The 26279-nt window shown below is 52.5% G+C and carries 27 protein-coding genes; 19 read left to right on the plus strand and 8 right to left on the minus strand.

The features are described from left to right. Positions 1–43: 43 nt before the first annotated feature. From L2Y54_RS14905 to trpD, 5 genes are all read right to left on the minus strand, one after another. On the minus strand, positions 44–3487 hold the full coding sequence (locus L2Y54_RS14905; RefSeq protein WP_236497176.1) for a pyruvate carboxylase: 3444 nt from the start codon (positions 3485–3487) through the stop codon (positions 44–46). A gap of 114 nt (positions 3488–3601) precedes the next feature. Beyond that, positions 3602–4396, minus strand: coding sequence for a thymidylate synthase (locus L2Y54_RS14910; RefSeq protein ID WP_236497177.1), 795 nt, complete (start codon positions 4394–4396; stop codon positions 3602–3604). Next, positions 4393–5178, minus strand: coding sequence for a prolipoprotein diacylglyceryl transferase (gene lgt, locus L2Y54_RS14915; protein ID WP_236497179.1), 786 nt, complete (start codon positions 5176–5178; stop codon positions 4393–4395). The genes L2Y54_RS14910 and lgt overlap by 4 nt, the downstream gene beginning before the upstream one ends. 20 nt (positions 5179–5198) lie before the next feature. Continuing rightward, the gene (trpC, locus tag L2Y54_RS14920) at positions 5199–5993 is read right to left on the minus strand and encodes an indole-3-glycerol phosphate synthase TrpC (protein ID WP_236497181.1); all 795 of its coding nucleotides are present in this window, start codon (positions 5991–5993) and stop codon (positions 5199–5201) included. Further along, the gene (trpD, locus tag L2Y54_RS14925; protein WP_236497183.1) at positions 5993–7015 is read right to left on the minus strand and encodes an anthranilate phosphoribosyltransferase; all 1023 of its coding nucleotides are present in this window, start codon (positions 7013–7015) and stop codon (positions 5993–5995) included. The genes trpC and trpD overlap by 1 nt, the downstream gene beginning before the upstream one ends. An 87-nt stretch (positions 7016–7102) precedes the next feature. Here trpD and L2Y54_RS14930 point away from each other — a divergent pair, with 87 nt between their 5' ends. After that, on the plus strand, positions 7103–7291 hold the full coding sequence (locus L2Y54_RS14930; RefSeq protein ID WP_236497184.1) for a YgaP family membrane protein: 189 nt from the start codon (positions 7103–7105) through the stop codon (positions 7289–7291). Positions 7292–7382: 91 nt separating this feature from the next. Next, on the plus strand, positions 7383–8066 hold the full coding sequence (locus L2Y54_RS14935; protein ID WP_236497186.1) for a hypothetical protein: 684 nt from the start codon (positions 7383–7385) through the stop codon (positions 8064–8066). Here the strand turns inward: L2Y54_RS14935 and miaB are convergent. Beyond that, entirely contained in the window at positions 8063–9427 is a 1365-nt protein-coding gene (gene miaB, locus L2Y54_RS14940) for a tRNA (N6-isopentenyl adenosine(37)-C2)-methylthiotransferase MiaB (RefSeq protein WP_236497187.1), read from the minus strand. The two genes, L2Y54_RS14935 and miaB, sit on opposite strands and share 4 nt — an antisense overlap. Before the next feature lie 153 nt (positions 9428–9580). Between miaB and L2Y54_RS14945 the strand changes: the two genes are divergently transcribed. The 9 genes from L2Y54_RS14945 (at position 9581) to dapE (ending at position 16753) form a co-directional block, all read left to right on the plus strand. Then, positions 9581–10288: an SH3 domain-containing protein gene (locus L2Y54_RS14945; protein WP_236497189.1), complete on the plus strand. Its 708-nt coding sequence runs from the start codon at positions 9581–9583 to the stop codon at positions 10286–10288. A gap of 75 nt (positions 10289–10363) precedes the next feature. Then, positions 10364–11473: a tRNA guanosine(34) transglycosylase Tgt gene (gene tgt / locus L2Y54_RS14950; protein WP_236502041.1), complete on the plus strand. Its 1110-nt coding sequence runs from the start codon at positions 10364–10366 to the stop codon at positions 11471–11473. A gap of 80 nt (positions 11474–11553) precedes the next feature. After that, positions 11554–12675: a hypothetical protein gene (locus tag L2Y54_RS14955; protein ID WP_236497190.1), complete on the plus strand. Its 1122-nt coding sequence runs from the start codon at positions 11554–11556 to the stop codon at positions 12673–12675. Between the two features lie 8 nt (positions 12676–12683). After that, positions 12684–12920, plus strand: a complete 237-nt coding sequence (locus tag L2Y54_RS14960; RefSeq protein WP_202717030.1) for a hypothetical protein — start codon at positions 12684–12686, stop codon at positions 12918–12920. Between the two features lie 7 nt (positions 12921–12927). Beyond that, entirely contained in the window at positions 12928–13380 is a 453-nt protein-coding gene (locus L2Y54_RS14965; protein ID WP_236497192.1) for a hypothetical protein, read from the plus strand. 19 nt (positions 13381–13399) lie between these two features. Further along, the gene (gene cysG, locus L2Y54_RS14970) at positions 13400–14839 is read left to right on the plus strand and encodes a siroheme synthase CysG (protein WP_236497194.1); all 1440 of its coding nucleotides are present in this window, start codon (positions 13400–13402) and stop codon (positions 14837–14839) included. Between the two features lie 3 nt (positions 14840–14842). Next, positions 14843–15265 carry a S24 family peptidase gene (locus tag L2Y54_RS14975; RefSeq protein WP_236497195.1) on the plus strand — a complete coding sequence of 141 codons (423 nt, stop codon included), beginning with the start codon at positions 14843–14845 and terminating at the stop codon, positions 15263–15265. Beyond that, positions 15262–15609, plus strand: coding sequence for an ArsC family reductase (locus tag L2Y54_RS14980; RefSeq protein ID WP_236497197.1), 348 nt, complete (start codon positions 15262–15264; stop codon positions 15607–15609). The genes L2Y54_RS14975 and L2Y54_RS14980 overlap by 4 nt, the downstream gene beginning before the upstream one ends. Before the next feature lie 16 nt (positions 15610–15625). Beyond that, a complete protein-coding gene (gene dapE, locus L2Y54_RS14985; protein ID WP_236497198.1) occupies positions 15626–16753 on the plus strand; it encodes a succinyl-diaminopimelate desuccinylase in 1128 nt (375 codons plus the stop codon). Between the two features lie 55 nt (positions 16754–16808). On the opposite strand, the gene L2Y54_RS14990 is transcribed toward dapE, so the two are convergent. After that, positions 16809–17237 carry a DNA-binding protein gene (locus tag L2Y54_RS14990; RefSeq protein ID WP_236497200.1) on the minus strand — a complete coding sequence of 143 codons (429 nt, stop codon included), beginning with the start codon at positions 17235–17237 and terminating at the stop codon, positions 16809–16811. A 361-nt stretch (positions 17238–17598) separates the two neighbouring features. Here L2Y54_RS14990 and L2Y54_RS14995 point away from each other — a divergent pair, with 361 nt between their 5' ends. The 3 genes from L2Y54_RS14995 to pdxA are packed head-to-tail and all read left to right on the plus strand — an operon-like array spanning position 17599 to position 21383. Then, complete coding sequence (locus tag L2Y54_RS14995) at positions 17599–19782, plus strand: LPS-assembly protein LptD (RefSeq protein ID WP_236497201.1); 2184 nt, start codon at positions 17599–17601, stop codon at positions 19780–19782. After that, positions 19775–20374 carry a SurA N-terminal domain-containing protein gene (locus tag L2Y54_RS15000; protein ID WP_236497203.1) on the plus strand — a complete coding sequence of 200 codons (600 nt, stop codon included), beginning with the start codon at positions 19775–19777 and terminating at the stop codon, positions 20372–20374. Before L2Y54_RS14995 ends, L2Y54_RS15000 begins: the two co-directional genes overlap by 8 nt. Positions 20375–20387: 13 nt before the next feature. Then, a complete protein-coding gene (gene pdxA, locus L2Y54_RS15005) occupies positions 20388–21383 on the plus strand; it encodes a 4-hydroxythreonine-4-phosphate dehydrogenase PdxA (RefSeq protein ID WP_236497205.1) in 996 nt (331 codons plus the stop codon). 212 nt (positions 21384–21595) lie between these two features. Here pdxA and holA read toward each other — a convergent pair whose 3' ends face one another. After that, a complete protein-coding gene (holA, locus tag L2Y54_RS15010) occupies positions 21596–22618 on the minus strand; it encodes a DNA polymerase III subunit delta (protein ID WP_236497207.1) in 1023 nt (340 codons plus the stop codon). A gap of 117 nt (positions 22619–22735) precedes the next feature. Between holA and L2Y54_RS15015 the strand changes: the two genes are divergently transcribed. The 5 genes from L2Y54_RS15015 to accB all read left to right on the plus strand — a co-directional run bounded on the left by L2Y54_RS15015 (position 22736) and on the right by accB (position 26276). Next, positions 22736–23182: a hypothetical protein gene (locus L2Y54_RS15015; RefSeq protein WP_236497208.1), complete on the plus strand. Its 447-nt coding sequence runs from the start codon at positions 22736–22738 to the stop codon at positions 23180–23182. A gap of 272 nt (positions 23183–23454) precedes the next feature. Next, positions 23455–23661 carry a peptidoglycan-binding domain-containing protein gene (locus L2Y54_RS15020; protein ID WP_236502042.1) on the plus strand — a complete coding sequence of 69 codons (207 nt, stop codon included), beginning with the start codon at positions 23455–23457 and terminating at the stop codon, positions 23659–23661. A 64-nt stretch (positions 23662–23725) separates the two neighbouring features. Further along, on the plus strand, positions 23726–25240 hold the full coding sequence (locus L2Y54_RS15025; protein WP_236497210.1) for a helicase HerA-like domain-containing protein: 1515 nt from the start codon (positions 23726–23728) through the stop codon (positions 25238–25240). 123 nt (positions 25241–25363) lie between these two features. After that, positions 25364–25837: a type II 3-dehydroquinate dehydratase gene (gene aroQ, locus L2Y54_RS15030; RefSeq protein ID WP_236497211.1), complete on the plus strand. Its 474-nt coding sequence runs from the start codon at positions 25364–25366 to the stop codon at positions 25835–25837. After that, on the plus strand, positions 25821–26276 hold the full coding sequence (gene accB / locus L2Y54_RS15035) for an acetyl-CoA carboxylase biotin carboxyl carrier protein (RefSeq protein ID WP_479688081.1): 456 nt from the start codon (positions 25821–25823) through the stop codon (positions 26274–26276). Before aroQ ends, accB begins: the two co-directional genes overlap by 17 nt. Positions 26277–26279: the final 3 nt, after the last annotated feature.

Below are 26279 nucleotides of genomic sequence, written 5' to 3' on the forward strand. Positions count from 1 at the left end.
TCCTAACTTCCGAGGGGTTTCTTCAACGCTTCGTAACGCTGCATCACTCGAATTCGACGACCAAATCGCCCTGCTCGACCAACTCGCCCGCGTGCAAGTGAACTTTCTTCACCTTACCCGCTTCTGGCGCAGTAATCGTGGTTTCCATTTTCATCGCCTCAATCACAAACAGCGGCGCATTCTGCTCCACCTCATCGCCCGCTTTGACCATAATGGTGGACAGTTTGCCCTGCAACGACGTACCCACTTCATTAGGATCAACCGCTTTGCGGTTAGTGGCACGGGTCGGCTTCACCGACAAATCACGGATTTGCACCGCACGGATTTGCCCGTTGAAATCAAACGTCACGCCACACATGCCGTTCTCATCCGTCGGTGAACGGTACAGCAAACGGATAATTAGCACCTTGCCGCGCCCCAACTCAACCAGCACTTCCTCATTCAGTTTCAAACCGTAGAAGAATAGCGAAGTCGGCAAATGGCTAATGTCACCGTATTCCTGCTGATGCTTATAAAACTCGCGGAATACCGCCGGATACATCGTGAATGACAAGAAATCGAGGAACGTCTGTTCGGGATCAAACTCCTGCTTAAACGCCTCAAATGCCGCATCCAAATCAATCGGCTTCAAGTGATCATTAGGACGACCCGTGTATGGCTTCTCACCTTTAAGAATAATGTCGCTCAAAGTTTTCGGGAAACCGCCTGGCACTTGCCCCAAGCCGCCTTTGAAGAGGTCGATCACGGAATCAGGGAATGCCAGCGTGCGCCCACGTTCCATTACATCCTGTTCAGTTAAGCCGTTGGAAGTCATGTAAATCGCCATATCGCCAACGACTTTGGACGACGGGGTAACTTTCACAATGTCACCGAACATACGATTGACGACTGCGTAGTTTTCCTTCACCTCCTCGAACTTGTGTTCCAAGCCCAGCGCAATCGCTTGCGGACGCAGGTTGGAATACTGACCGCCCGGAATTTCGTGGTTGTACACTTCCGCCGTGCCTGCTTTCAAACCAGACTCAAACGGGTAGTACATTTCGCGCACATCTTCCCAATAATTGGCATAAGCATTCAATGACTTGAGATTGTACGGCTGTTCACGCGGCTGACCTTCCATCGCTGCAATCAGCGAGTTCAAGTTGACCTGCGAAGTCAAACCTGACATGGAACTCATGCAACCATCCACAATATCCACACCCGCTTCAATCGCTTTCAGCAAAGTGGCGGATTGAATCGACGCGGTGTCATGCGTATGCAAATGAATTGGAATGCTCACCGTATCTTTCAACGCGGTAATCAACGTCGTCGCCGCATACGGCTTCAACACACCTGCCATATCCTTGACCGCCAGCATGTGCGCACCCGCGTCTTCCAACTGCTTCGCCAAATCCAGGTAATATTGCAAGTTGAATTTATTGGACGGATCTTTGTTCAGCACATCGCCGGTATAGCAAATCGTACCTTCCGCAATCCCGCCAGTACGCTCACGCACGCACTGAATGGATTTGCGCATCCCTTCAATCCAGTTCAAGGAATCGAAAATACGGAACACGTCAATCCCGTTTTCCCACGACTTTTCAATGAAGGCTTCCACCACATTGTCGGGGTAGGCGGTATAACCCACCGCATTCGAGCCACGGAACAGCATTTGGAACAAAATGTTCGGAATCGCTTCCCGCAATTGGCGCAAACGATCCCACGGGCATTCGTGCAAGAAACGCATTGCCACGTCAAACGTTGCCCCACCCCACAGTTCCAACGAGAACAACTGCGGATGGTTTTTCGCCAAACCTTCGGCGATTTTCATCATGTCGTCGGTACGCACACGGGTTGCCAGCAAAGACTGGTGCGCATCACGTAAGGTGGTATCGGTGTAGAAAATGTTCGGCTGCTCTTTCACCCACTGACAGAATTTCTCCGCGCCCATCTCATCCAGCAAGTTTTTGCTGCCCTTCGGGTATGCACCTAACTTGTCGAAAGCAGGAATGATCGGCTTGCGGAAATGTTTGTGCGGGTCGACGTATTTCACGTCCGGGTTGCCGTTGACCGTCACATTACCGATGAATTTCAGCGTTTTGGTACCACGGTCAAAACGCATTGTCGTGTGGAACAATTCCGGGTGGTTGTCGATGAACGTGACCGCGCATTTGCCCGTGGTAAAAACTTCATGTTGCAGCACGTTTTCGAGGAAACCGATATTGGTTTTCACCCCACGGATACGGAATTCCTGCAAGGCACGCAAATTACGGTTGGCAGCACCTTCCAGTGAACGCCCCCATGTCGTGACTTTGACCAACATGGAATCGAAAAACGGCGATACTTTCGCACCGGGATAAGCCGCGCCTGCATCCAAACGCACCCCGAAACCGCCACTGCTGCGGTAAGCAATGATCGTGCCGTAATCCGGCTTGAAACCATTTTCAGGGTCTTCGGTGGTGATGCGGCACTGCACCGCGTAACCGTTGCATTCCACCGATTCTTGGTTGGGAATGCCAATTTCGGGGTCATCCAGCCGTGCGCCGCCTGCAATCAAAATCTGACTGCGCACAATGTCAATGCCGGTGATTTCTTCGGTGATGGTGTGTTCGACCTGCACACGCGGATTCACTTCGATGAAATAAATGCGCTCGTCTTTGTCGACTAGGAATTCGACTGTACCGGCACAGGAATAGTCAACGTGGCGGGTAATTGCCAGCGCGTATTTGTACAGATTTTCGCGGGTTTCGTCTTTCAAGCTGGTGCTAGGCGCGACTTCCACGACTTTCTGGAAGCGGCGTTGCACGGAACAATCGCGTTCGTACAAATGCACCAGATTGCCGTGGGTATCACCCAAAATCTGGATTTCGATGTGTTTGGGCGAGTCGATGTATTTTTCGAGGAAGACAGTGGCATCGCCGAAGGCTTTAAGGGCTTCGTTACGCGCATCGTTATACGCGCCTTCCAACTGTGACGGGTCACGCAAGACGCGCATACCGCGTCCACCACCGCCCGACGCAGCTTTCAACATCAGCGGGTAGCCAATACGGTCAGCTTCACGACGCGCAATCTCCAGCGTATCTAACGGTTCGCGGCTGTCTTCGATAACGGGCAAACCGGCAGTGATGGCGTTTTCTTTGGCGGCAACTTTGTCGCCTAAACGCTGCATCGCTTCCGGTGTCGGCCCCACAAAAATAATGCCTTCTTCGCGACAACGCCGTGCGAATTGCACATTCTCAGAGAGAAAGCCGTAACCGGGGTGAATCGCATCCACATGATGACGCTTAGCGGTTTCAATAATGGCTTCAATATCGAGGTAAGGCTTGAGCGGTTCGTCGTCTTTGCCGATCTGATAGGCTTCATCAGCTTTGTAACGGTGCGGTGAAAAACGGTCTTCATAGGTGTAGATGGAAACCGTACACAGCTTGAGTTCGGCTGCTGCACGCAGAATACGGATTGCGATTTCGCCACGATTGGCGACCAGGAGCTTCTTGATTGACCGGGTCATTGGACTACCTTCGATAAGAGTGGAACGGACTGCCTTAACGGTGGGCTGTGTGTGGAACTTGAGCGTATCCACACTATTATTATGCCAATAGTTTGCGTGACTGAGCGGCGCTAGTCAAACCGCTATTGGTGCTTTAATCAGCGGATGGTGTGCGTAATCAACTAATTCAAAGTCATCATACGTAAATGCGAACAAATCGGTCACTGCGGGGTTCAACTTCATCTGCGGCAGTGGGTACGGTTCACGGCTCAATTGTAGCTCCACCTGTTCCAAATGATTGGAATACAAATGTGCATCCCCCAGCGTGTGAATAAATTCACCGGGTTGCAGCCCAGTGACCTGCGCTACCATCAGCGTCAGCAATGCGTAGGAGGCAATATTGAACGGCACGCCGAGGAAAATATCCGCACTGCGCTGGTACAACTGACACGACAGCTTGCTTTCCGCCACATAAAACTGGAAAAAAGCGTGGCACGGCGGCAATGCCATATTGTCCACATCCGCCACGTTCCAAGCGCTGACAATAATACGGCGCGAATCGGGGTTGTGTTTCAATTGGGCAATGACTTGAGCAATCTGGTCAATATGCCGCCCATCAGGTGTCGGCCAGTTGCGCCACTGATAGCCATAGACCGGCCCCAGTTCACCGTTTTGATCTGCCCATTCATCCCAAATACTGACACCATTTTCTTTCAAATAACGGATATTGGTGTCGCCTTTCAGAAACCACAGCAATTCATGAATGATTGAGCGCAAATGTAACTTCTTGGTGGTGACGAGTGGAAACCCAGCACTCAAATCAAAGCGCATCTGATAACCGAATACCGATACTGTACCCGTACCCGTGCGGTCGGCTTTGACGACACCGTGATCACGCACATGGCGCATTAAATCGAGGTATTGCTTCATGCCTTCGCCTTTTTATACGCAAACCACATAAACAACACGCCGAGCAGAATCATCGGCACACTCAACACTTGCCCTTGCGTGACCCAACCCCATGCCACGTAACCAAGCGCCGCATCCGGTTCACGCACAAACTCCACAATAACCCGCGCAATGCCATAACCGACGAGGAATAAGCCGGAAATTGCCCCCACGGGTGGCGAACGCTTTCTAAACCAATTCAGCACGAGGAACAGCACCAAGCCTTCCAAAAACGCCTGATAAAGTTGTGAGGGATGCCGCACGATATTATCCACTTGCGGGAACACCATGCCCCATGGCACATCCGTCGCCCTGCCCCACAATTCGCCGTTGATGAAATTACCGATACGCCCCACCCCTAAACCGATCGGTACAAGTGGTGCAACAAAATCACTGACCTGAAAGAAATTCAGTTTCCAACGCCGTGCCAGCAAGAACATCGCCAGAATCACCCCCAGCAAACCGCCGTGGAAACTCATGCCGCCATCCCAAATCTGAAACAAAGACACTGGGTCAGACAAAAAGCCTTTCAGGTTATAAAACAGCATGTAGCCAATGCGCCCACCGGCAACCACACCAATCGCGCCCCAGAACATCATGTCATCTACCCGATCCGGGTTCATGACACTGTTTGGCTCTTTGGAACGCATCTTGCCAATAATCAGAAAACCGAGGAAACCAATCACATACATCAGCCCGTACCAATGCACTTGCAAAGGGCCAAGTGCTATCGCCACGGGGTCAAATTGAGGGTGTACCAACATGGGTTATCTCTACTTGCTTGCTAGAAAAATAGGTTATGGAGTGCAGTGCCGGGGTCATCTGCCCGCATCAAGGCTTCGCCGACCAAAAAGGCATTAACGCCATGATCACGCATCAGCCTGACATCAGCAGGGGTGTGAATGCTGCTCTCTGTCACCAGCAACACGTTTTCCGGCACGTCGGGCAACAGATCAATAGTGGTTTGCAGGGAAGTCTCGAAGGTACGCAAATTGCGGTTATTGATGCCGATCAGTGGGGCATTGAGACGCAAGGCACGCCCAAGTTCATCCTTGTCATGCACTTCAATCAGCGCATCCATGCCCAGTTCCGTTGCCAGCGCGTACAGATCCGTCATCTGTGCGTCAGCCAATGCCGCCACGATCAGCAGGATGCAATCTGCACCAATAGCACGCGCTTCGTAAACCTGATACCGATCAACGATGAAGTCTTTACGAATAACGGGCAGTTGGCAGGCGGCACGCGCTGCTTGCAAATAACTTTCGCTGCCCTGAAAGTATTGCGCATCGGTCAGCACCGACAAACACGCAGCCCCACCACGTTCGTAACTCGCCGCAATCGCAGGCGGATCGAAATCCGCACGAATCAGCCCTTTGCTCGGAGATGCCTTTTTAATTTCCGCAATCACCGCCGATTCACCTGCTGCCAGACGCTTGCGCATGGCTTGCTCGAAACCACGCACGGATGAGGCACTGGCTGCCTCTTCCTGCAATTGCGCCAGACTACGCACCGCAGAACGTGCCGCGATTTCTTCCTGCTTGGTGCGCAGGATTTTTTGCAAAATATCAGGAGTACTCATCAGGCATCAAAACTGTTGGTTAGGTCAATCAATTGCTGCAAACGCACGGCGGCTGCACCGGAATCCAGCACTTGCTGGGCTTTGGCAACGCCAGCCGCATGGCTATCCGCCAGCCCTGCCACGTAAATTGCCGCACCCGCATTCAAGCACACAATGTCACGCGCCGTGCCTTGTTCACCGGCAAACACGCGCTGAATCAGTTGCAAACTGGCTTGCGCCGTTTCCACTCGCACACTGTCGAGGCTGGACTGCTGCAAACCCACATCTTCGGGTTGGATGGTGTATTCGGTGATCACACCGTCTTTCAACTCTGCGACGAAGGTCAGCGCGGCGGTGCTGATTTCATCCAAACCGTCAGCGGCGTGTACCACCATGACATGTTTGCTGCCTAAGTTTTTCAACACTTCCGCCATTGGGCGTACCCAATGTTGATCGAATACGCCCAGCACTTGATTGGGCGCATTCGCCGGATTCGACATCGGCCCCAAGAGGTTAAAAATAGTGCGCACGCCCAACTCGCGCCGTGGCGCACTCGCATGACCCATTGCACTGTGGTGCTTTTGCGCAAACAAGAAACCCACGCCCAAGGTGTTAATGCACTCAGCCACCTGTTCAGGGGTAATATTCAAATTCACGCCCGCTGCTTCCAACACATCCGCACTGCCGGACTTGCTGGAAATCGAACGGTTGCCGTGTTTAGCGACTCGCGCTCCCGCTGCTGCGGCAACAAAGGCACTCGCGGTGGAAATATTGAACGTGCCAGACGAATCCCCACCCGTACCGCAGGTATCCACCAAATGCTCCGGCGACACCTCAACACGAGTTGCTAATTCGCGCATCACGCTGGCAGCCGCGCTGATTTCCGTGACGGTTTCACCGCGCATCCGCAAGCCAATCAGAAACCCGCCGATTTGCGCGGGAGTCGCCTGACCTGTCATGATGGTACGCATCGCATCCGTCATTTCTTCGGTGGAAAATGAGCCGTTTTCAGTGATTTTACGTATAAAGTTTTGCAATTCCATGAAATCCGCTTAATTCTTGCTAAGATAGATATGGACGAATGCTAACATGATTTGGTCTTTTGTGTTCACTACTGAAAGAGGTGTCTTATGGAAAAGAACGTTGGCAGCATGGATAGAAATATCCGCTTCGGTGCAGGCGCTGTCCTGCTGATTTGGGGCTTGGTGTTCAAGGGCGGCTTCCTGTTGATTCTGCTTGGGATCGCGCTACTCGCCACTGGCTACCTGAACTTTTGCCCAGCCTACAAACTGATTGGCAAGAATACTAACAAAAGCTAAGCGGATTTCTACTGCGCTGGCTACCGTCATTTGCCGGTAGCCAGTCAGTGTGCGATATTCACTACCATTTTTAGAATGGATAGTTTGCACCATGATCATCAAACCCAGTGAACAGCCCGGTTCACACGAGCGTCATTTACTCCGCAAAGCCAGCAACCCGCTGTTCCCCAATGCTCCCACATTAGACGATGACAATCTCATCGACGCGCAACGCCTTGACCACGAAGCCCTGCAAACCTTCAACACCGAATTCCGCGCTTTGCTGGAAGAAACGACTTCGCTCACTGGCAATGTTGAGAGCGAGGTGATTTTGCAGCTCAAAGACCGGCTGGATCGGGCGTATGAAAGTGCCTCCAGCGTTGGTGGTGATCTCAGCAAAACCAAAGATGCGATTCGCAAATTGCTGGGCTTTATGATGGCAAGCGTGCGCCGTGGTGCAGGCGCAGATGAACACGCCCACATGGAACTCGATCAGGAAGAAGCCGCCCGCAATGCACACTTTACCCTGCTGGATGCGCCATTGGTGGCGGATTTATTGCACCCCGAATCCCCGATTCACCCCGATGAACTCGTTCCCACCCTGCTGTCCGCCGACAAGGATGAGCTGCAATTAGCCCTGCAAATGTTCGACGAAGTACAACTGCTGGCAATTTTAAGCCAAGGTGCGGCACTGCTGGAACAGTTACAGGGCGAAGGCGTGAATGTCAGTATTCCACAGGAAAAACTGGCGTTTATGCAGGGTTATGCGGAATTCGCGGGCGGCTTATCGACTTAAGCAAGCGCTTCCATCACCATCCGCCCAACCTCGCTTTCCACCGCGACGATTTCACCGCGCAGGGAATTGGGTTGGGCTTCGGTAATACGGACATCGACGAACCGACCAATCAAACGTGGATGCCCGTCGAAATTCACCACGCGATTATTCTCAGTACGTCCAGCCATTTGCTCATGCTTGCGGGACGGACGTTCCACCAAAACCCGTTGCACCGTCCCCACCATTGCCGCGCTAATCGCGTTGGCTTGCGCCAGAATGCGGGTCTGCAAGTGTTGCAAGCGGTCTTTTTTCACCGATTGCGGCACATCATCCGGCAAGCTTGCAGCAGGTGTGCCGGGGCGTTGGCTGTAGATAAAGCTGAAACTCAGGTCGAAATTCATCTCTTCAATCAGCTTCATGGTATCGGCAAAATCCTGCTCGGTTTCACCGGGAAAGCCGATAATGAAGTCGGATGACAAGCTCAAATCGGGGCGAATCTTGCGCAATTTGCGGATTTTAGCTTTGTACTCAATCGCCATGTGATTGCGCTTCATCGCCATCAAAATCCGGTCAGAACCGCTTTGCACGGGCAAATGCAAATGGCTGACCAATTCCGGCACATCCGCGTACACCTCAATCAAGCTGTCGTTGAACTCGTTAGGGTGCGAGGTTGTGTAACGGATACGATCAATCCCATCCACCGCTGCCACCAAGGTGATCAGCATGGCAAGGTCGGCAATCGAACCATCGTGCATTTTGCCGCGATACGCATTCACATTTTGCCCCAGCAAATTGACTTCGCGCACGCCTTGCGCCGCGAGTTGCGCCACTTCGGTAATCACGTCATCAAAGGGGCGCGAAATTTCTTCGCCACGGGTGTAAGGCACCACGCAGAAGGTGCAATATTTGCTACAACCTTCCATCACCGATACAAACGCCGTGGGGCCTTCGGCACGCGGTTCGGGCAAATTGTCGAACTTTTCGATTTCGGGGAAGGAAATATCCACCACCGCGTGGTGTTCGGTGCGCACTTGGCGAATCATATCCGGCAAACGGTGCAAGGTTTGCGGGCCAAACACCACATCCACCACCGGTGCGCGTTGCCGCAAGGCTTCGCCTTCTTGGCTGGCAACACAACCACCCACGCCGATCACAATATTAGGATTTTTATCTTTAAGTTTTTTCCAACGCCCCAACTGCGAGAATACTTTTTCCTGCGCTTTTTCGCGGATCGAACAGGTATTCATCAGTAACACATCCGCTTCCGCCGGATTGTCGGTGAGTTCCATGCCCTGCGCGTGATGCAGCACGTCCAGCATCTTGGCTGAATCGTATTCGTTCATTTGACATCCGTGGGTTTCGATAAAAATTTTGCCTGCCATTGTGTCCGTTCTATCCGTCGTGAAAGCGTGGGGAAACGCGCTATTATCCGCGCTCTACTGAATACAGACAACTTTTCACAAAAAACGCGCTAAAATTGTGGGTGTAATGCCCGCGAGGGGCGCTTTAATGAATAGAAATCGTAGGAATACACCATGAAAACAGCTTCATTTTTTTCAGCACTCGCTTTAGCGTTGGCACTAAGCGTTTCCAGCGTGCAGGCTGCCAGCGATGTATATGTGATCACTGGCGTGACAACAGGCGAATTCTTAAACATGCGAGCCAATGCAGGCACGGGTAGCAGCGTTGTCGGTAGAATCCCACACAATGGTCAGGGCATTGTGACCACGGGTGAAGAGAAAAAAGTCGGTAGCACCGTCTGGGCAAAAATTTACTGGAACGGTGTCGGCGGCTGGGTCAGCAAACGTTACTTATTGCCGGAAGACCAAGCAGCAAACGCACCACCCACGCCAACGCCAGCACCTGCTGCACCACCTGCGGTTGTTGTACCACCGATCAAAGTTCCGTCTAATGTCACGCCACCGCCAGCCAAGGCCGCCAGCAATAGCTTGGTGTGCAGCGGCACTGAACCTTTTTGGAGCATTGAAATTACCGATGCCAATTTAAACGTGAATATGATGGATGGCCCTCGCTACAGCGTACCCGTCACGTTCCGCCAAACATCGGCAAATAACGCCACCATCGCGGTCATTGCCGGAGTCGCTGGTACAAATAATACTCAAGCGTTCATGCAAAAAGTCAGCAGTTGCAGCGACGGCATGTCGGATACCAATTATCCGTACAGCGTTACAGCGGTGTTGAATAACCAGCGAGTCGTGTCAGGGTGCTGCCAAGTGCGGTAACAGCATAGAAAAACAGGGAGATCATGGGTACACTCTGCCCTTTTCTCCTCTGTGCAAGGAACCCCCATGTCCCACATGCAGTTCGATCTGCTCACCACCGATGGCAATGCGCGGCGCGGTCGCCTTACCTTTCCGCGTGGCACGGTAGAAACCCCCGCCTTTATGCCCGTCGGCACGTATGGCACGGTCAAAGCCATGACCCCCGAAGAACTGCAAGGCATTGGTGCTGAAATTATCCTCGGCAACACCTTCCACCTAATGCTGCGCCCTGGCACAGAAATTGTGCAATTGCACGGCGATTTGCACGGTTTTATGCACTGGGAAAAACCGATTCTCACCGATTCCGGCGGTTTCCAAGTATTCTCACTGGCAGAAATGCGCAAGATTTCCGAAGAGGGTGTGCGCTTCCAATCCCCCGTGAATGGCGCAAAAGTGCTGATGACCCCGGAATCGTCGATGCAAGTGCAGCGTGAACTCGGCTCGGACATCGTAATGATTTTCGACGAATGCACCCCCTTCCCCGCCACACCCGACGAAGCCCGCCATTCGATGGAGCTTTCCTTGCGCTGGGCAAAACGCAGCAAAGACGCACACGAGGGCAATCCCTCCGCCCTGTTTGGCATTGTGCAAGGCGGCATGTACGAAGATTTGCGCAAAATTTCCGCCCATGGCTTGCTCGACATCGGTTTCGACGGCTATGCAATCGGTGGTTTGTCGGTCGGTGAACCCAAAGACGAACGCGACAAAGTGCTGGAATGCACCCTGCCCGAACTCCCCACTGACCGCCCGCGTTACCTCATGGGTGTCGGCAAACCCGAAGACATTGTGGAAGGTGTTCGGCGCGGGGTGGATATGTTCGATTGCGTCATCCCCACCCGCAATGCGCGTAACGGCTTTCTGTTTACCCGCTACGGCACGTTGAAAATCCGCAACAGCCAATACCAGCACGATACCCGCCCGATTGACGAGCAGTGTGGCTGTTACACCTGCCAGCATTATTCCCGTGCCTACCTGCGCCATTTGGACAAATGCACCGAAATTTTAGGTGCGCGGCTGAACACCATCCACAACCTGTATTACTACCAAGAATTGATGCGCGGTATCCGTGACGCGATTGCAGCGGGAACGTTTGAAACCTTCGTGCGCGATTTTTACGCCTTACGCACCAAGGCTGAGGATAGCTGACTACCACAACAGGGTTATTGGCATCCCGACCGCCTACCCCGATAATCTTGACATATTCCCTAGGATAATCGGTACAACCCTTGCAGCTTTCCAACGAAGACAACCTGCGGCTCAATGTCCTGCTTGCCCAACCGCTGCAAGCCGTGCGTATTAACGAGTCCACCATGACCGTCCACGCCCTCACCGAGCGCGGCGAAGCGAAAGTGCGCCTCAACCCCACCGCGCGGGATGAGCAATACCTGCGCTGGGTACGCGAATTGCTCTCCATGAAAGTGACCGGCTCACCCGGCGGCTACCCGATTTTCCTGAAACGCTGGACGCGCATGAGTCACGCCCGCAACAACCTCGACCAAATGCTGCTCCTTGGCGAACCCGAAGCCGTCGCCGCCGTGGTCTACACCCCCGGTCTAACCCACGACATCGCCAAACGCGCATGGTGGGCAAGCCCCAGCGCCACCAATGCCCGTTGCCTCCTAGAAAACCCCGAAGTTGTCGCGGGCGAACTCGGCAAAGAACTCACCGCCTACCTGCTCGAATTCCTGCCCTTCGAGGAAATCCAACTCGACGTAGTAGACACCGTGCGCCTCTGCCTGCAAGGTGAACTCATTACCCCCAGTGAGCGCAGCAAACTGTGGGAGCGCGCCAAACGCAAAAACCCATTCTACATCGGCTTCCTGCACGCTGACCCCACCTACATTCCCTTGCCCGCCAAGCCGCATCGTCACCACGCTGACCTCATCGCACAACTGGCAACGCAACTCGACGCAAACAACCCCTACGCCCAAGCCTTCAGCCAAACGCTTGATAGCGCAGGGCAAAATTGGTTACGCGCCCTGCAACTCGCACTCGAAAAGCCCGTCGATCAAGAAGTCGTCATCTCCTTATTCATCGCCATCGACAAACGTTTCCCGCTACCCTTGCCGGAATCGCGTGGAGTACGCGACCTGAATACCGCCCTGCAACGCGCCGAACAATTTTGCCACACGGATGATGATTGCCCAGCCGACGTAAAAACCGTGCGTGACACCTTGAATCCCGACACATTGCCCCTATTTAAGGCTATGTTAATACTCGCGCAAATGGGGGAAGATTCCCTCATTCCGTATTTTGGCGGCAACGATTCGGTCGGTTCAGTGATGCGCAAACGCCTCGAACCCTTGATCAAACCCTTGCTGGCGCAAACCACCCTTTTACTCAAATAGGTACACCCATGCCCTACTACGTGTTCAAAATCACCCAACCCAACCCGATGATCAAAAATCTGGACATGCAGCAAGCCTGTGAAGTTTACAAAGACGCGCGAGAACTGGCGCGTGACTTACGAGCCAAGCAAGAACCCGGCGACAAAGCCATCGTCAAAATCGTCTTCGCCGCCAGCCAATTGGAAGCCGAAGAAAACCTGCACGAAACACGCGAAAAACCCATCCTGATGGAATGGGAAAAGTAAACCGCGCATGGATGAAGACCAATACCGCACGGTTTACCGCGAAGTTAACGCCAACCGCTGCGTATTCGAGAAGGCATTAAATAATCGCCGTTGCGATTGCAGCCGCCATGAGCGTTTCCTGCTGGCAACTCGCGAAGCCGTCGGCTGTAAATCAGAAGCCAGCCTCGCCAATTGCACGGTTTTTTTAGACACCTTGCGTGAAAAATCCCGCTTTGCGCTGCGTGAAACCCTGATTGATGGCCCATTGCCACACAATAAGGAACTCAAAGTGCAAGCAGGCGGCACATTAGCCCTGCAACAGCACCTTTTTCCTGAGCAAATAGCGGCAAAAACCACGCAAGACATCTACGCATTGGTCAACATTGCGCTGTCAAAATACGCTAACATTGCCGATTTCCCGTATGGCGAACTCGTTAGAGGTGTCGTCCACTACGAAAGCCGCCCCAAACGCGGCAAATAACCCAGTTTTTAGGTGACAAATGGATCGTTTTCCCGTTTTTCTCGACCTGCATAACCGTCAGTGCCTCGTGGTTGGCGGTGGCAAAGTAGCCGAACGTAAAGTCGATAGCCTGCTCAAAGCGGGAGCTGTCGTCACGTTGATTGCCCCCGACATCACCACGGAAATGGGCATTATCATTAGCGGGCAACGTGTCCAACACCATGCACGTCCGTTTGCGGATAGCGACATTGACAGGCAATTCCTCGTGATCGCCGCGACCAATAACCCCAGCGTCAATGCGCACATTGCGAGCCTTGCCGATGCGCGGAATATTCCGGTGAATGTGGTCGATGATGCTTCGGTTGGCAATTTCATTATTCCCTCCGTCGTGGATCGTTCCCCCGTCATGATTGCCGTATCAACAGGCGGCGCGTCCCCCGTATTAGCGCGGCAATTGCGCATGAAGCTGGAAACCATGATTCCCCCGCAATGCGGCGAACTGGCGGGTATCACCGAAGAATACCGCGACATTGTAAAAAAACACCTACCCGAAGCACAGCGTAAAACCTTCTGGGAACAAGCCCTGAAAGGCCCCTTTGCCGAACTGGTGTACGCAGGTCACGTCGAGGATGCCCGCCGTTTGCTGGATGAAATGCTGGCAAGCTACCCCAACGGTCAAACGATGGGCGAAGTGTATTTGGTCGGTGCAGGCCCCGGCGACCCGGATTTGCTGACCTTCAAAGCCTTACGCCTAATGCAGCAAGCCGACGTGATGGTGTACGACCGCCTCGTCTCCAAGTCGATTCTGGACATGGCAAACCAACGCGCCGAACGCATTTACGTTGGCAAAGAAAAAGCCAGCCACGCCGTGCCGCAAGACCAAATCAACGACTTGCTGGTGAAACTCGCCAAGCAAGGCAAGCGCGTGTTGCGTCTGAAAGGCGGCGACCCGTTCATCTTCGGGCGCGGTGGCGAAGAAATCGAAACGTTGGCGGAAAACGGTGTACCGTTCCAAGTCGTTCCCGGCATTACCGCCGCCTCCGGCTGTTCGTCTTACGCGGGGATTCCGCTGACCCACCGCGATTATGCGCAATCCTGCACCTTTGCTACCGGGCATCTGAAAGACGGCAGCATCGACCTGAACTGGGCGCAATTGTCACAACCCAATCAAACCGTGGTGTTCTACATGGGCTTGACCGGCATCGAAGTGATCAGCCAGCAATTGCAAGCCTTCGGGCGTTCCGGCGACACCCCGGCGGCACTGGTCGAGCAAGGCACAACCCGCAACCAGCGCGTCCACATCGGCACGATTGCCACCTTACCGCAATTGGTGAAAGACAGCGGGGTTCGCGCCCCCACCCTCACTATTGTCGGCGAAGTGGTTAATTTGCATAGCAAATTGCACTGGTACGAACCGCAACGCCACGTTATTGCCAGCGAATTCAGCCTCGACCACCCTGTTGCTCCCGTGGAGGTATAAGCCATGTCCGAAACCCGTATCAACGTTGAAACCTTCAAGCAAAATCTCAATGCCACTGGGCAAGATTTCAAACACAATATGAGTTCCGAAGGCAGTTGCTCCGAAAACGAACCCTACGCCATGCAAGTCATCGACGACAGCATGGAGCCGGAATTCGCCAAAGGTTGCGTGATTGTGATCGACCCGACCGGCATTGTGCGCGATGGCGCGTATGTATTCGCCATCGACGACAAAGACGAATACATTTTCCGCCAATTGCGCATTGTCGAAGGCAAATACATCCTTGTTGCCCTCAATGACGACTACGAAGCCATCGAAATCAGCGGCATGAAGCGCATCGAAGGCGTGATTACCCAACGTTCGGCGGGCAGTTACCGACCACCCAATGGCAAACGCCGCACTTACCACAAGTGGTACGACAAATGACGATTATGTACGGCATCCCCAACTGCGACACCGTGAAAAAAGCCCGTGCTTGGCTGGGTGAACGCGGTATCGAATACACCTTCCACGATTTTCGTAAGGATGGCGTAAATCCAGTATGGTTACGTGCTTGGGTGGATGAATTCGGCTGGGAAACGCTGGTTAACCGCAAAGGCACGACTTGGCGCAAATTGCCGGAAGAAACCCGCGAAAACATGGATGAAGCGATTGCGTTAGTGGTGATGGAAGAGCAGCCTTCCATTATCAAACGTCCGCTGCTCGATATGGGAACGCGGCATGTGGTGGGCTTTTCACCGGATTCTTACCGCGAGCTTTTTCAAAACTAAAACACGAGATTTTTTGATGTCCGCTACTCTCGATCTTGCTATCGACCTAATTTCACGCCCCTCCGTCACCCCGTTAGACGAAGGTTGTCAGCAATTGCTGGCTGATCGCCTTGCGCCGCTGGGCTTTGTTGCTGAACACCTGCGTTTTGGCGATGTGGATAATATCTGGCTACGCCGTGGCACGACTTCACCCGTATTTTGCTTTGCGGGGCACACCGATGTTGTCCCCACCGGCCCGCTGGATGCGTGGGATAGCCACCCGTTTCAGCCAGAAATCCGTGATGGAATGCTCTACGGGCGTGGCGCGGCGGATATGAAAGGCAGCATTGCCGCGTTCACGATTGCTTGCGAAACCTTCGTGCGCGAAAATCCTGATCATCAAGGGTCGATTGCATTTTTGATCACCAGCGACGAAGAAGGCCCATCCATCAATGGCACGGTCAAGGTCGTGGAAGTGCTAGAACAGCGTAACGAGAAGATTGACTGGTGTTTGGTCGGCGAACCATCGAGTACTTGCTGCGTGGGCGATGTGGTGAAAAACGGGCGGCGCGGTTCACTCAATGGCGTACTCACCGTAATTGGGCAGCAAGGGCATGTGGCTTATCCGCATTTGGCGGACAACCCCATCCACCGCGCCGCGCCTGCGTTGGCGGAACTGGTGAGCATCGAATGGGATAAGGGTAACGAGTTTTTCCCGCCGACCAGCTTCCAAATTTCCAATATCAAGGGCGGGACGGGTGCGAACAATGTTATTCCGGGAACGCTGCACGTGGAATTCAACTTCCGCTTTTCGACGCAACAGACTGAAATGAGTTTGCGCGAACAGGTGGAAGCGATCTTCAACCGCCACGGGCTGAAGTATGAGCTGAAATGGACGCTTTCGGGAAATCCGTTTTTGACACCACGCGGGGATTTGGTCGATGCAAGTGTCGCCGCGATTCAAGCGGTCAGCGGACAAACCACCGAATTGTCTACCGCAGGCGGTACATCAGACGGACGCTTTATTGCACCCACGGGTGCGCAGGTGATGGAATTGGGACCAGTCAACAAAACCATCCACAAGGTCAACGAATGTGTTGCCGTGGATGATTTAAACGCGCTCACAATCATTTACCAAAAAATATTGGAGCGATTGCTAACCTAAAGATGTGCCGGGCTAACACCCGACATCATCTTATCCAGCGTGTTTTACACTGAACTTATTTGAAGGTTTTGCGCGGTCGCCCACGTTTCCGTTGGGTGATCTGCCCTTCTTCCAGTTCAGCATTTGCCCAATCGGTTAAGCTCTTATGGATATGCTCAGCCACCACCTGTAAGCGATCTTCCAACGCTGCCCTGAAAAAGGCTTCCCGTTGCTCACTAGCACGGAGAGCTTCACGTAGCTCCCGAACTTCTTCTTTGTAGTTAGCGTCAAGCTCTTCAAGCTGATTACGCAACTGATTGATCTTGTGTGTCAATTCTTCCCGAATTTTGCGCTTCTCATCCGCTGCCTGTGTTCTCACATCAGCAAGCGTACTGGAAGTTGCACCTTTGGGGCGTCCTCTGCCACGTTTATTCATCGCATCGTCTGTCTGCATGGATGTATGACCTGTTTCATTGTCTTGGCTGTTGCTTTGTAAAGTCGTCATGCCGGGCATTCCGCTCATATAATCCGCAGTTCTCACTTTTTTCCCTCACAAGAACGCATTAAAAGGGTTTTTTGATTCTGACCTTTAGAGTCACCATTATCTGAATAAATATTCTACATTTCAAGATGATATTTGAAATTTATTCAAAAATAAATAATTTTATGGTTCAAAACAAAATTGTGACACCATGTGCAACACAAGTTGCTGTTGCTTTCATAAATTGACTTGTCGCAAGTTTGGCTAGGTTACACTTTTTTTTGTTACGGTTTCAATTAAAAAGCAGCAATGTGCAAGATATTTCTCATTGAGTCTCTGCCCAGAGTGTGCGATGTTAGGGCGCTTTAAATGCTGCATGGAAAGCATGAGAACCAGATTACAACAGCATTTCTTGTTGAGCACCCTGTTAACAGTGGCGTGCAGCCCCGCCGTGGCACTAGCGCAAACTGGGTGGATGGCGTGTCCTGTGCCCGCTACCGACAAGACAAGCGGGGTTCAGCGCCCCGGCAACCTCTCCCCACAAGCCGTTTACATTGAAGCTGATACTGCCTTATTTCGTAGCCAAGGCATTTCAACCATGAGCGGCAACGTGTATATTTCCCAAGAAAACAATAAATTGGCAGCAGACCGAGCCAGCTATGAACAACCGGCAGGTATTGTTACTGCCTCCGGTGGCGTCAGTTTTAGCAGTAATGACATGCAAGTGCGCAGCCGTGAACTTCGCTATAACCTTCCGCAAAATACCGGCGAAATGCTGGAAGCGGAATACGATCTGTCACAAGCCAATGGCCAAGGTTTCAGCAAGCGTGTCATCCAAGAATCCCCGGATTTAACCCGTCTGGAAGATTCCACCTACACGACCTGTCCTGTGGATAAACCAGACTGGAGCTTGAATGCCAGCACCATCTATCTGGATCATCACAACCAACGCGGCAGCGCCCGCAATGCCACCCTGAAAATACGCAATGTCCCCATCGGGTATTTGCCGTATTTTTCGTTTCCACTCACCGATGCGCGTAAATCTGGCTTGCTGTGGCCGACCATGAGCACGAGTGAACGCTTTGGCTTACAGCTTAGTGTGCCCTACTATTGGAACCTTGCGCCTAACTACGACCTGACTTTAACCCCGTCCTTACTGACCAATCGCGGCTTGCAACTAGGCACGGAATTCCGTTACCTGACAGAAAAACACCGGGGAGAAGCCTCTTATGTGTTGCTTCCCAATGATAGTGAGAGTGACAGGGATAATCGCTATTACTTCAATGTAAAAAATGACACCCACTTCGGCTCAAAATCCAGCCTGCAATTAAAAGCCGAGGGGGTATCAGATGATCAATATTTCGTGGATCTGGGCAACTCCCTCGAAGCAACCAGCGTGGTGAACTTGGAACGGCGTTTGGAATACCGGACAAGTGGTCAATATTGGTCATTTTCAACCCTGTTACAGGACTATCAAGTACTGGATGGCGGTATCGCCCCCCACGCCCGCTCACCGCAATTACTGGTGCGCTACGATCCGCCACAAACCTACAATGGCTTGAATCTTGATGCGGAAACCGAATACACCAACTTTACCGGCAGCACCACGGAAACCAACGGCACGCGCTTGGATTTCACCACCCGTGCCAGCAAGCGCTTTAGCAACGAAGCGGCTTATGTCAAACCCTCACTGACACTGCGTCACACGCAATACCAGCTTGATGACGCTGACAATACGCAAATTGACCGCACGGTTCCCAGTGCCAGCGTCGATGCAGGCTTGTTTTTTGAGCGCAACATCAAGCAAGGGCGTTATATCCAAACCTTAGAGCCGCGTTTGTTCTACACCTACACGCCTTATCGTGACCAAAGCAACATCCCGGTATTTGACTCTTCAGCGCGTAGTTTGAATTACAACCAATTATTTGCTGAAAACCGCTTCACCGGCAAAGACCGGATCGAGGATGCCAATCATCTCACCGCTTCGGTATCGACCCGCGTTCAATCACCCGAAGACGGGCGTGAATTATTCCGTGCCAGCATTGGGCAGGTATATCACTTTGATGAACGCAAAGTGACCCTCCCCGATGAAGCTCCCTTGCAAGGCGACCGTTCCGAACTCATTCTGGAAGCAGCCGGGGAAATCAACCCCCGAACCCGCCTAAGCACCACCGCTTACTGGGATAGCAAAGAAAATTCGGTTAACGCAGGGGAAGTGCGGGTAAACTACAAAGACGATAAAAAACGGATTCTCAACGTCGGTTATGCACAACGCAAAGACAACTTTGAGTCGGCGAACCTGTCGCTTTACGTACCGGTTAACGAGCATTGGAAAGCCGTCGGCGCATGGGAACGTGATTTACAAAATGACCGTAACCTCGAAACCGTTATCGGTGCCGAGTACGAAAGTTGCTGCTGGAAAACCCGCGTCGCCAGCCGCAATTACTTACTTCCCGACAATAACACGCGCGAAAACGCGGTGTTTGTTGAGTTTGAGCTAAAAGGACTGGGCAACTTTGGCAGTGGCACTCGTGACCTGCTGCAAAACCGTGTGTATGGATATGAATAAAGTAACACTCCCCCCCTTACTCAGCGCTGCGGTCTTAGCGGTGCTACTGACTGTGCAGCCCGTACAGGCTGACACCAATGCCACGCCATTGGATCAAATTGCTGCCGTGGTCAACAGTGATGTGGTGATGATGAGCGAAGCACAGCAACGCGCCCAACTGTTGCGTTCTGCCAGCCCTGCGGCAGCACAACTTGCAGCCCCCGCCCTGCTAAAACAAGCCGTGGACAACTTGATTCTGGAAAAACTGCAACTCCAACAGGCAGAAGAACTCGGTATCCAGATTGATGATGTCACCCTGAACAAAACGATTGCGATGATTGCTCAGCGCAATAAACTGAGCCTGCCCGCGTTCCAGCAAGCCTTGCAGCAGGAAGGTATTGATTACGCTGACTTCCGCGAACAAACCCGGCGCAAACTCATGGCGGATGCCTTACGCAAGCGTGAAGTCCAACGGCGGGTACAAGCCAGCACCGCTGAAGCAACTGAAGCACAAGCAGAGGAGCAGTTTCAGGCATGGTTACAAGAATTACGCAATGACGCTTACGTGGAATACCGTATTCCGGTAGAACGTAGCGGTCTGACACTGCAATAAGCGACTCAACACAATGACAACAAACAAGCTACGTATCGCGATTACGGCAGGCGAACCTGCCGGTATTGGCCCTGACATTATCCTGACACTATTGCAGCAACAGCAATGGGCAGCAGACTTGGTGGTAATTGCAGACCCTGCCGTATTGCACGCACGTGCCCAACAATTGGGAATTAACCTGCGCTTACGCCCCTACACCGCTGATGCAGAACAGCGCCCGTGCGTGGCTGGAGAATGTTTCATTTTACCGATTGCATGTGCTGCGCCGGTTACAACGGGGGTTCTCAACCCTGCGAATGCTGACTACGTGTTGCAAACCTTGCGGCGTGCTGTGACAGGCTGCCTGAGTGGTGAGTTTGCGGCGATGGTGACAGCGCCGTTACACAAGGGGGTGATTAATGATGCAGGCATTCCGTTTACCGGGCATACCGAATTTCTGGCAGAACTGACTGGCGCATCCTTGCCGGTGATGATGCTCACAGCGGGTACGCTGCGGGTAGCGCTCGCCACCACCCATGTCCCCTTACACCGGGTCAGTGGTTTGATTACGCAGCCATTGTTGGAAGAGGTGCTGACCATCTTGCATCACGACTTGCAAACCCAGTTTGGCATTGCTGAACCACATATTCTGGTGTGCGGCTTAAACCCTCATGCGGGCGAAGGCGGGCATTTAGGGATGGAAGAAATTGACGTGATCACGCCGGTTATCCAACGCTTATGCCAACAGGGAATGCGACTGACTGGGCCATTACCGGCAGATACCTTGTTCACCCCTCGCCATTTACACGGTGCGGATGCGGTGCTGGCAATGTATCACGATCAGGGTTTACCGGTGCTCAAGTACGCCGGTTTCGGTAAAGCCATCAACATTACGCTGGGTTTACCGATTATTCGTACTTCCGTTGATCATGGCACGGCCTTGGATTTAGCCGGAACAGGCAAAGCTGAAACCGGCAGTTTGCGTGAAGCCATTGCGCTTGCAGTACAGTTGAGCATGAACCGCGCATAAAAAAGGGCATCCCGAAGGATGCCCAACCGCTAGGAGGATACAACCACCACCTGATGGAAATGAAGTGTTGCTTATATCATTCTGGCAAGATGAGCTGTTAGTCACCATTGAATAGACATTGGTTCACAATAATATTCATATATAATAATAATTAGAATATAACAAAATACTAATACATCTAAAACAACAAAGCAAGTTTCTTGTCAAGAGCTTTATTGTTCACGCCCACTCAATAACAGCGCCAAATCCAACATTTCGTCCCAAAGCCGCTGCGGGTAGCGTGAAACGTCTTGACCCACGCCTTTGCTGTGCTGATCCAACAGTGCTGCCATCGCAAACAAGCGCCGCCAATCGGCATTCAATAGCCGCCGTAATGCCGTTTGAAACGAGCCTTGACGCGCTTTAGGCATCCGCATCAACAAGGCTTGGTTAGACAAGTTATTGCGTATATTTTCACACCCCGTGTAAAGCTGGCGCAGTAAATCCGCCAGCGCCCACACCACTAAAGGTGTTGCGGTCTCCTCCTCTTGCAATATCCGCATAATGTGGCGAATCCGGCGGGCATCCTGCGCCAGTATCGCGTCAGCAAGGTCAAACACCGTAAAACGCGAATTGTCTTCCACCACTGCCATAATATTCGCGGCAGTCATCGGGCGGCTACCGTACAGCAACACTAACTTGCCGATTTCCTGTACCGCCGCCAGCAAATTTCCCTCTACCCGTTCGGTTAAATAGCGCACGGCTTCATTATCCGGCTGCAAACCCGCTTGTTTCATACGCCGTGCAATCCACGCCAAGGTTTGCGCGGGGGACAAATCCCATACTTGTACCGAAACGCCCAGTTGTTCGACCTTCTTCACCCAAGCTGCACTTTTACAAGCTTTATCCAAACGCCCGGTCTGAAGCAGTAAAATTTTATCCGTCGGTAAATGCTCAAGGTAATGCTGTAAGGCTTTCGTCCCTGATTGCCCAGCTTTACAGGTCGACAAGCGCACATCGAGTAATTTTTTATCTGCAAACAACGACAATGCTCCGGCTGCGTCATACAACGCTCCCCAGTCAAACTGTGCATCCACGGTCATCACGTCACGCTCACTGAACCCCTTTAGCGCCGCCGCTTTGCGAATCGCATCAGCAGTTTCCATGACTTGCAATGGCTCATCCCCACTAATCAGGTAAACCGGGGACAGGGTATGGCGGAGATGCTCTTCAATCTGTTCAGCACGGACTTGCATAGGCGTTATTTAAGTAGTACAAAAAAGAAAATACTAGCATATCAGGCTTTTTACGCGGTTTTTGTTTAGAATCCACGCCTGAATTAATCCCAGTTGCTGATTACCCCGAAATAAACCATGAAAATCATCTACTTTTCCATCCCGTTATTAAGCAGTATCGTATTCATCAGTGCGCCAGTCACGGCAGAACCCGTTCCTCAAGACGCGGTTTGCCAGTCACAAGTGTTAGCACCTGCGTTGTTTCGCCCTGGTACAGAAGCCGTTACCGTTTACGAATCCAGCACCCGCTACAACACTACGCCTGCTCAGATGGGCTACGGCGAGCGTAAAGTAAAAATAGCCGATGCTTACGTTGAGTACGAGATCATTCCCGCCAAATTCGGCGAAGTGACCGAAACGAAACCGTCGAAGTCGAACGCGAACGGGTGGAAATCGAAACATTACCAGCCACTTACCGCACCGAAACCAAACGCATCAAAGTCAAAGCTGCCACCCAGCGCTGGAATCCCAATTGCGCGGCGGTATTGGCAACAGACAATAAGCCAGCGGAAAATTGCTTACTGACCGTACCGGCAGAATACACCACGGTCACTCGCGAAGTGATTGACAGCCCTGCCCGCACTGTCAAGCGCGTGATCCCCGCCCGCACGGAAACCATCACCCGTAAAGTGCTGCTCGAACCAGCCAAAGTAGTGCGCAAAGAAATCCCCGCTGTTTACACCAACGTCAAATTAGCCAAGGTAGAACAGCCCGCAACCGTCACCACCACGCAACAAGCTGCCAAAACCCAGAACATCCCCGTGCAACAAACCGTGCGCCCGGAGCAAATAGTATCCATGCCAGCCCTCTGTGAAGCCTCTGTCAGCGCTGAAACCATCCAACAATTGCAACACCGCTTGCAACAACAAGGCTATTACCAAGGCACACCGGATGGCGCACTAGGTCAAAAAACCCGCAGCGCACTGACGCAGTACCAAGAAGCACAGGGTCTTGCCAGTGGTGCCATTACCCTTGAAAGCTTACGTAAATTGCAGCTTCAATAGAGACTTGCGAGCGTTTCCTGTTAAACTCAACGCAATCTAAAAATAGCAGAACCAAGGAGTCATCATGTCACAACCGAGCGGAATCCTAATCGGCAAGGGCGAAGAAAAAGTGTATTTGAACCCACGCTTTGCCAACCGCCACGGCCTGATTGCAGGCGCAACCGGTACGGGAAAAACCATTTCCCTGCAAGTCTTGGCGGAAGGGTTATCCCGCATTGGCGTGCCCGTGTTCATGGCGGACATCAAAGGCGACCTCACCGGCATTAGCAAACCCGGCAACCCGCATCCCAAAGTGGATGAGCGCGTTGCAAAAATCGGCATTGATGACTTCCGCTTTGAAGGCTGCCCCACCGTCATTTGGGATTTATCCGGTGAACGCGGGCATCCGGTACGCGCCACCATTTCCGACATGGGACCATTGTTACTGTCACAGCTCCTCGAATTAAACGACACCCAAGAAGGTGTGCTGAACATTGCTTTCAAGGTCGCTGACGAGCAAGGCTTGTTGCTGCTGGATCTGAAAGATTTACGCGCCATGTTGCAATACCTCGGCGAAAACAGCAAAACCCTGAGCAATACTTACGGCAATGTCAGCTCTGCTTCCATCGGTGCGATTCAACGCCAATTGCTGGTGCTGGAACAGCAAGGTGCTGACCAATTCTTCGGCGAACCTGCCTTGGATTTGTGGGATTTCATGCGCACTGGGGCAAACGGTTACGGCAATATCAATATCCTCGCCGCTGATCGCCTGATCAATACCCCGCGCTTGTACGCCACCTTCCTGCTGTGGTTGCTGTCTGAACTGTTTGAAAATCTACCCGAAGTCGGCGATATGGAAAAGCCACGCCTCGTGTTCTTCTTTGACGAAGCACACTTACTGTTTAACGGCGCATCCAAATCACTGGTGCAAAAAGTCGAGCAAGTTGTCAAGCTGATCCGTTCCAAAGGTGTGGGGATTTACTTCATTACGCAAACGCCGTTGGACGTGCCCGAATCGGTGCTGGGGCAACTCGGTAATCGCGTGCAACACGCACTGCGGGCATTCACGCCGCGTGACCAAAAAGCGGTGCGGACTGCTGCCGAAACCTTCCGCCAAAACCCAAATATCGACACTGCCGAAACCATTATGCAAATGGGGGTTGGTGAAGCCTTAGTCTCCGTACTCGATGACAAAGGCACGCCCACTATTGTGCAGCACACCATTATCCGCCCGCCGCAATCCCGGATTGGCCCACTAACAGACACAGAACGTAACGATATTTTGCGTACCAGCCCGTTTGCAGGGCGCTACGACACGATGGTAGATCGTGAGTCTGCTTACGAACTCTTGCAAAAACGCGCCGAAACCGCCGAGATCGAAGCGGCTGAACAGGAAGCGGAAGCAGCAGCACAAAAAGCCGAACGGCGCACTAACGGCAGCACCCGCCGCGTTGCTGATCGTGAACCCGATAGTCTGCTGGGCAGTATCGGCGAAACCTTCGTGAAAAACGCCGTGAAAGCCGCAACGTCGAGTGCAGGGCGACGCATCGGCACGCAAATCGTGCGCGGTTTACTCGGTTCCCTGTTCAAAGGGCGCTAGGCACTACCCTTAGCAATTGGGCGTGATAAATCTCGCATTTTCGCGTCCAATTGCTGCATATCGCCGCCGTTCGGTGTAGAATCTCACGTTTTTACGGTTATTCGAGAGCGAAGGCACATTTCAATGGCAAGCATTCTTCTGCTCAACGGCCCTAACCTGAACTTGCTCGGCAAGCGCGAACCGGGGCATTACGGCAATATGACACTGGCTGATATTGAAGCGCGTCTGACAGCGTTAGCAGATCAGCAACAACAAACGCTACATTGCTATCAGCACAATTCCGAAGGTGCTTTGGTCGATCGCATTCATCAAGCGCTAACGGAACAAGTCGATTTCATCCTCATCAATCCCGGTGCTTACACGCATACCAGCATTGCGCTGCGGGATGCCCTGCTGGGTGTCGCGATACCGTTTATCGAAATTCATCTGTCCAATGTGCACCGGCGCGAACCTTTCCGTCATCACTCGTATCTGTCTGATATAGCTGAAGGCGTGATTTTGGGGCTTGGTACAATGGGCTATGAACTCGCACTGTATGCCGCTATACAGAAACTCAACAAACACGACAGAGCATTAACTTATGATGGACGTTCGTAAAATACAAAAATTAATTCAATTGCTCGAAGGCAGTGATGTCGCCGAAATCGAAATCAAAGAAGGCGAAGATTCGGTGCGCATCAGCCGCATCAACTCTGGCATGACGTTAGCCGCAGTACCACAGCCATACTATGCCCCGCAACAGCCACAAGCGATGATGTCCGCTCCCGTTGCTGCTGAGCCTGTCGCTGCTGCTACCCCTTCAGGCCATATTGTCGAATCCCCGATGGTCGGCACGTTCTACCGCGCATCCTCCCCGACTGCTAAAGCATTTGTGGAAGTGGGGCAAAGCGTTAAAGTTGGCGATACCCTGTGCATTATCGAAGCGATGAAAATGCTCAACCAAATTCAGTCTGATGCTACCGGTATTGTCAAAGCCATTTTGGTTGAAAATGAGCAGCCTGTGGAATTCGGGCAACCGCTGTTCATCGTTGAATGATGT

Origin of the sequence: Thiothrix winogradskyi (assembly GCF_021650935.1) — a bacterium.
GTDB lineage: Bacteria > Pseudomonadota > Gammaproteobacteria > Thiotrichales > Thiotrichaceae > Thiothrix > Thiothrix winogradskyi.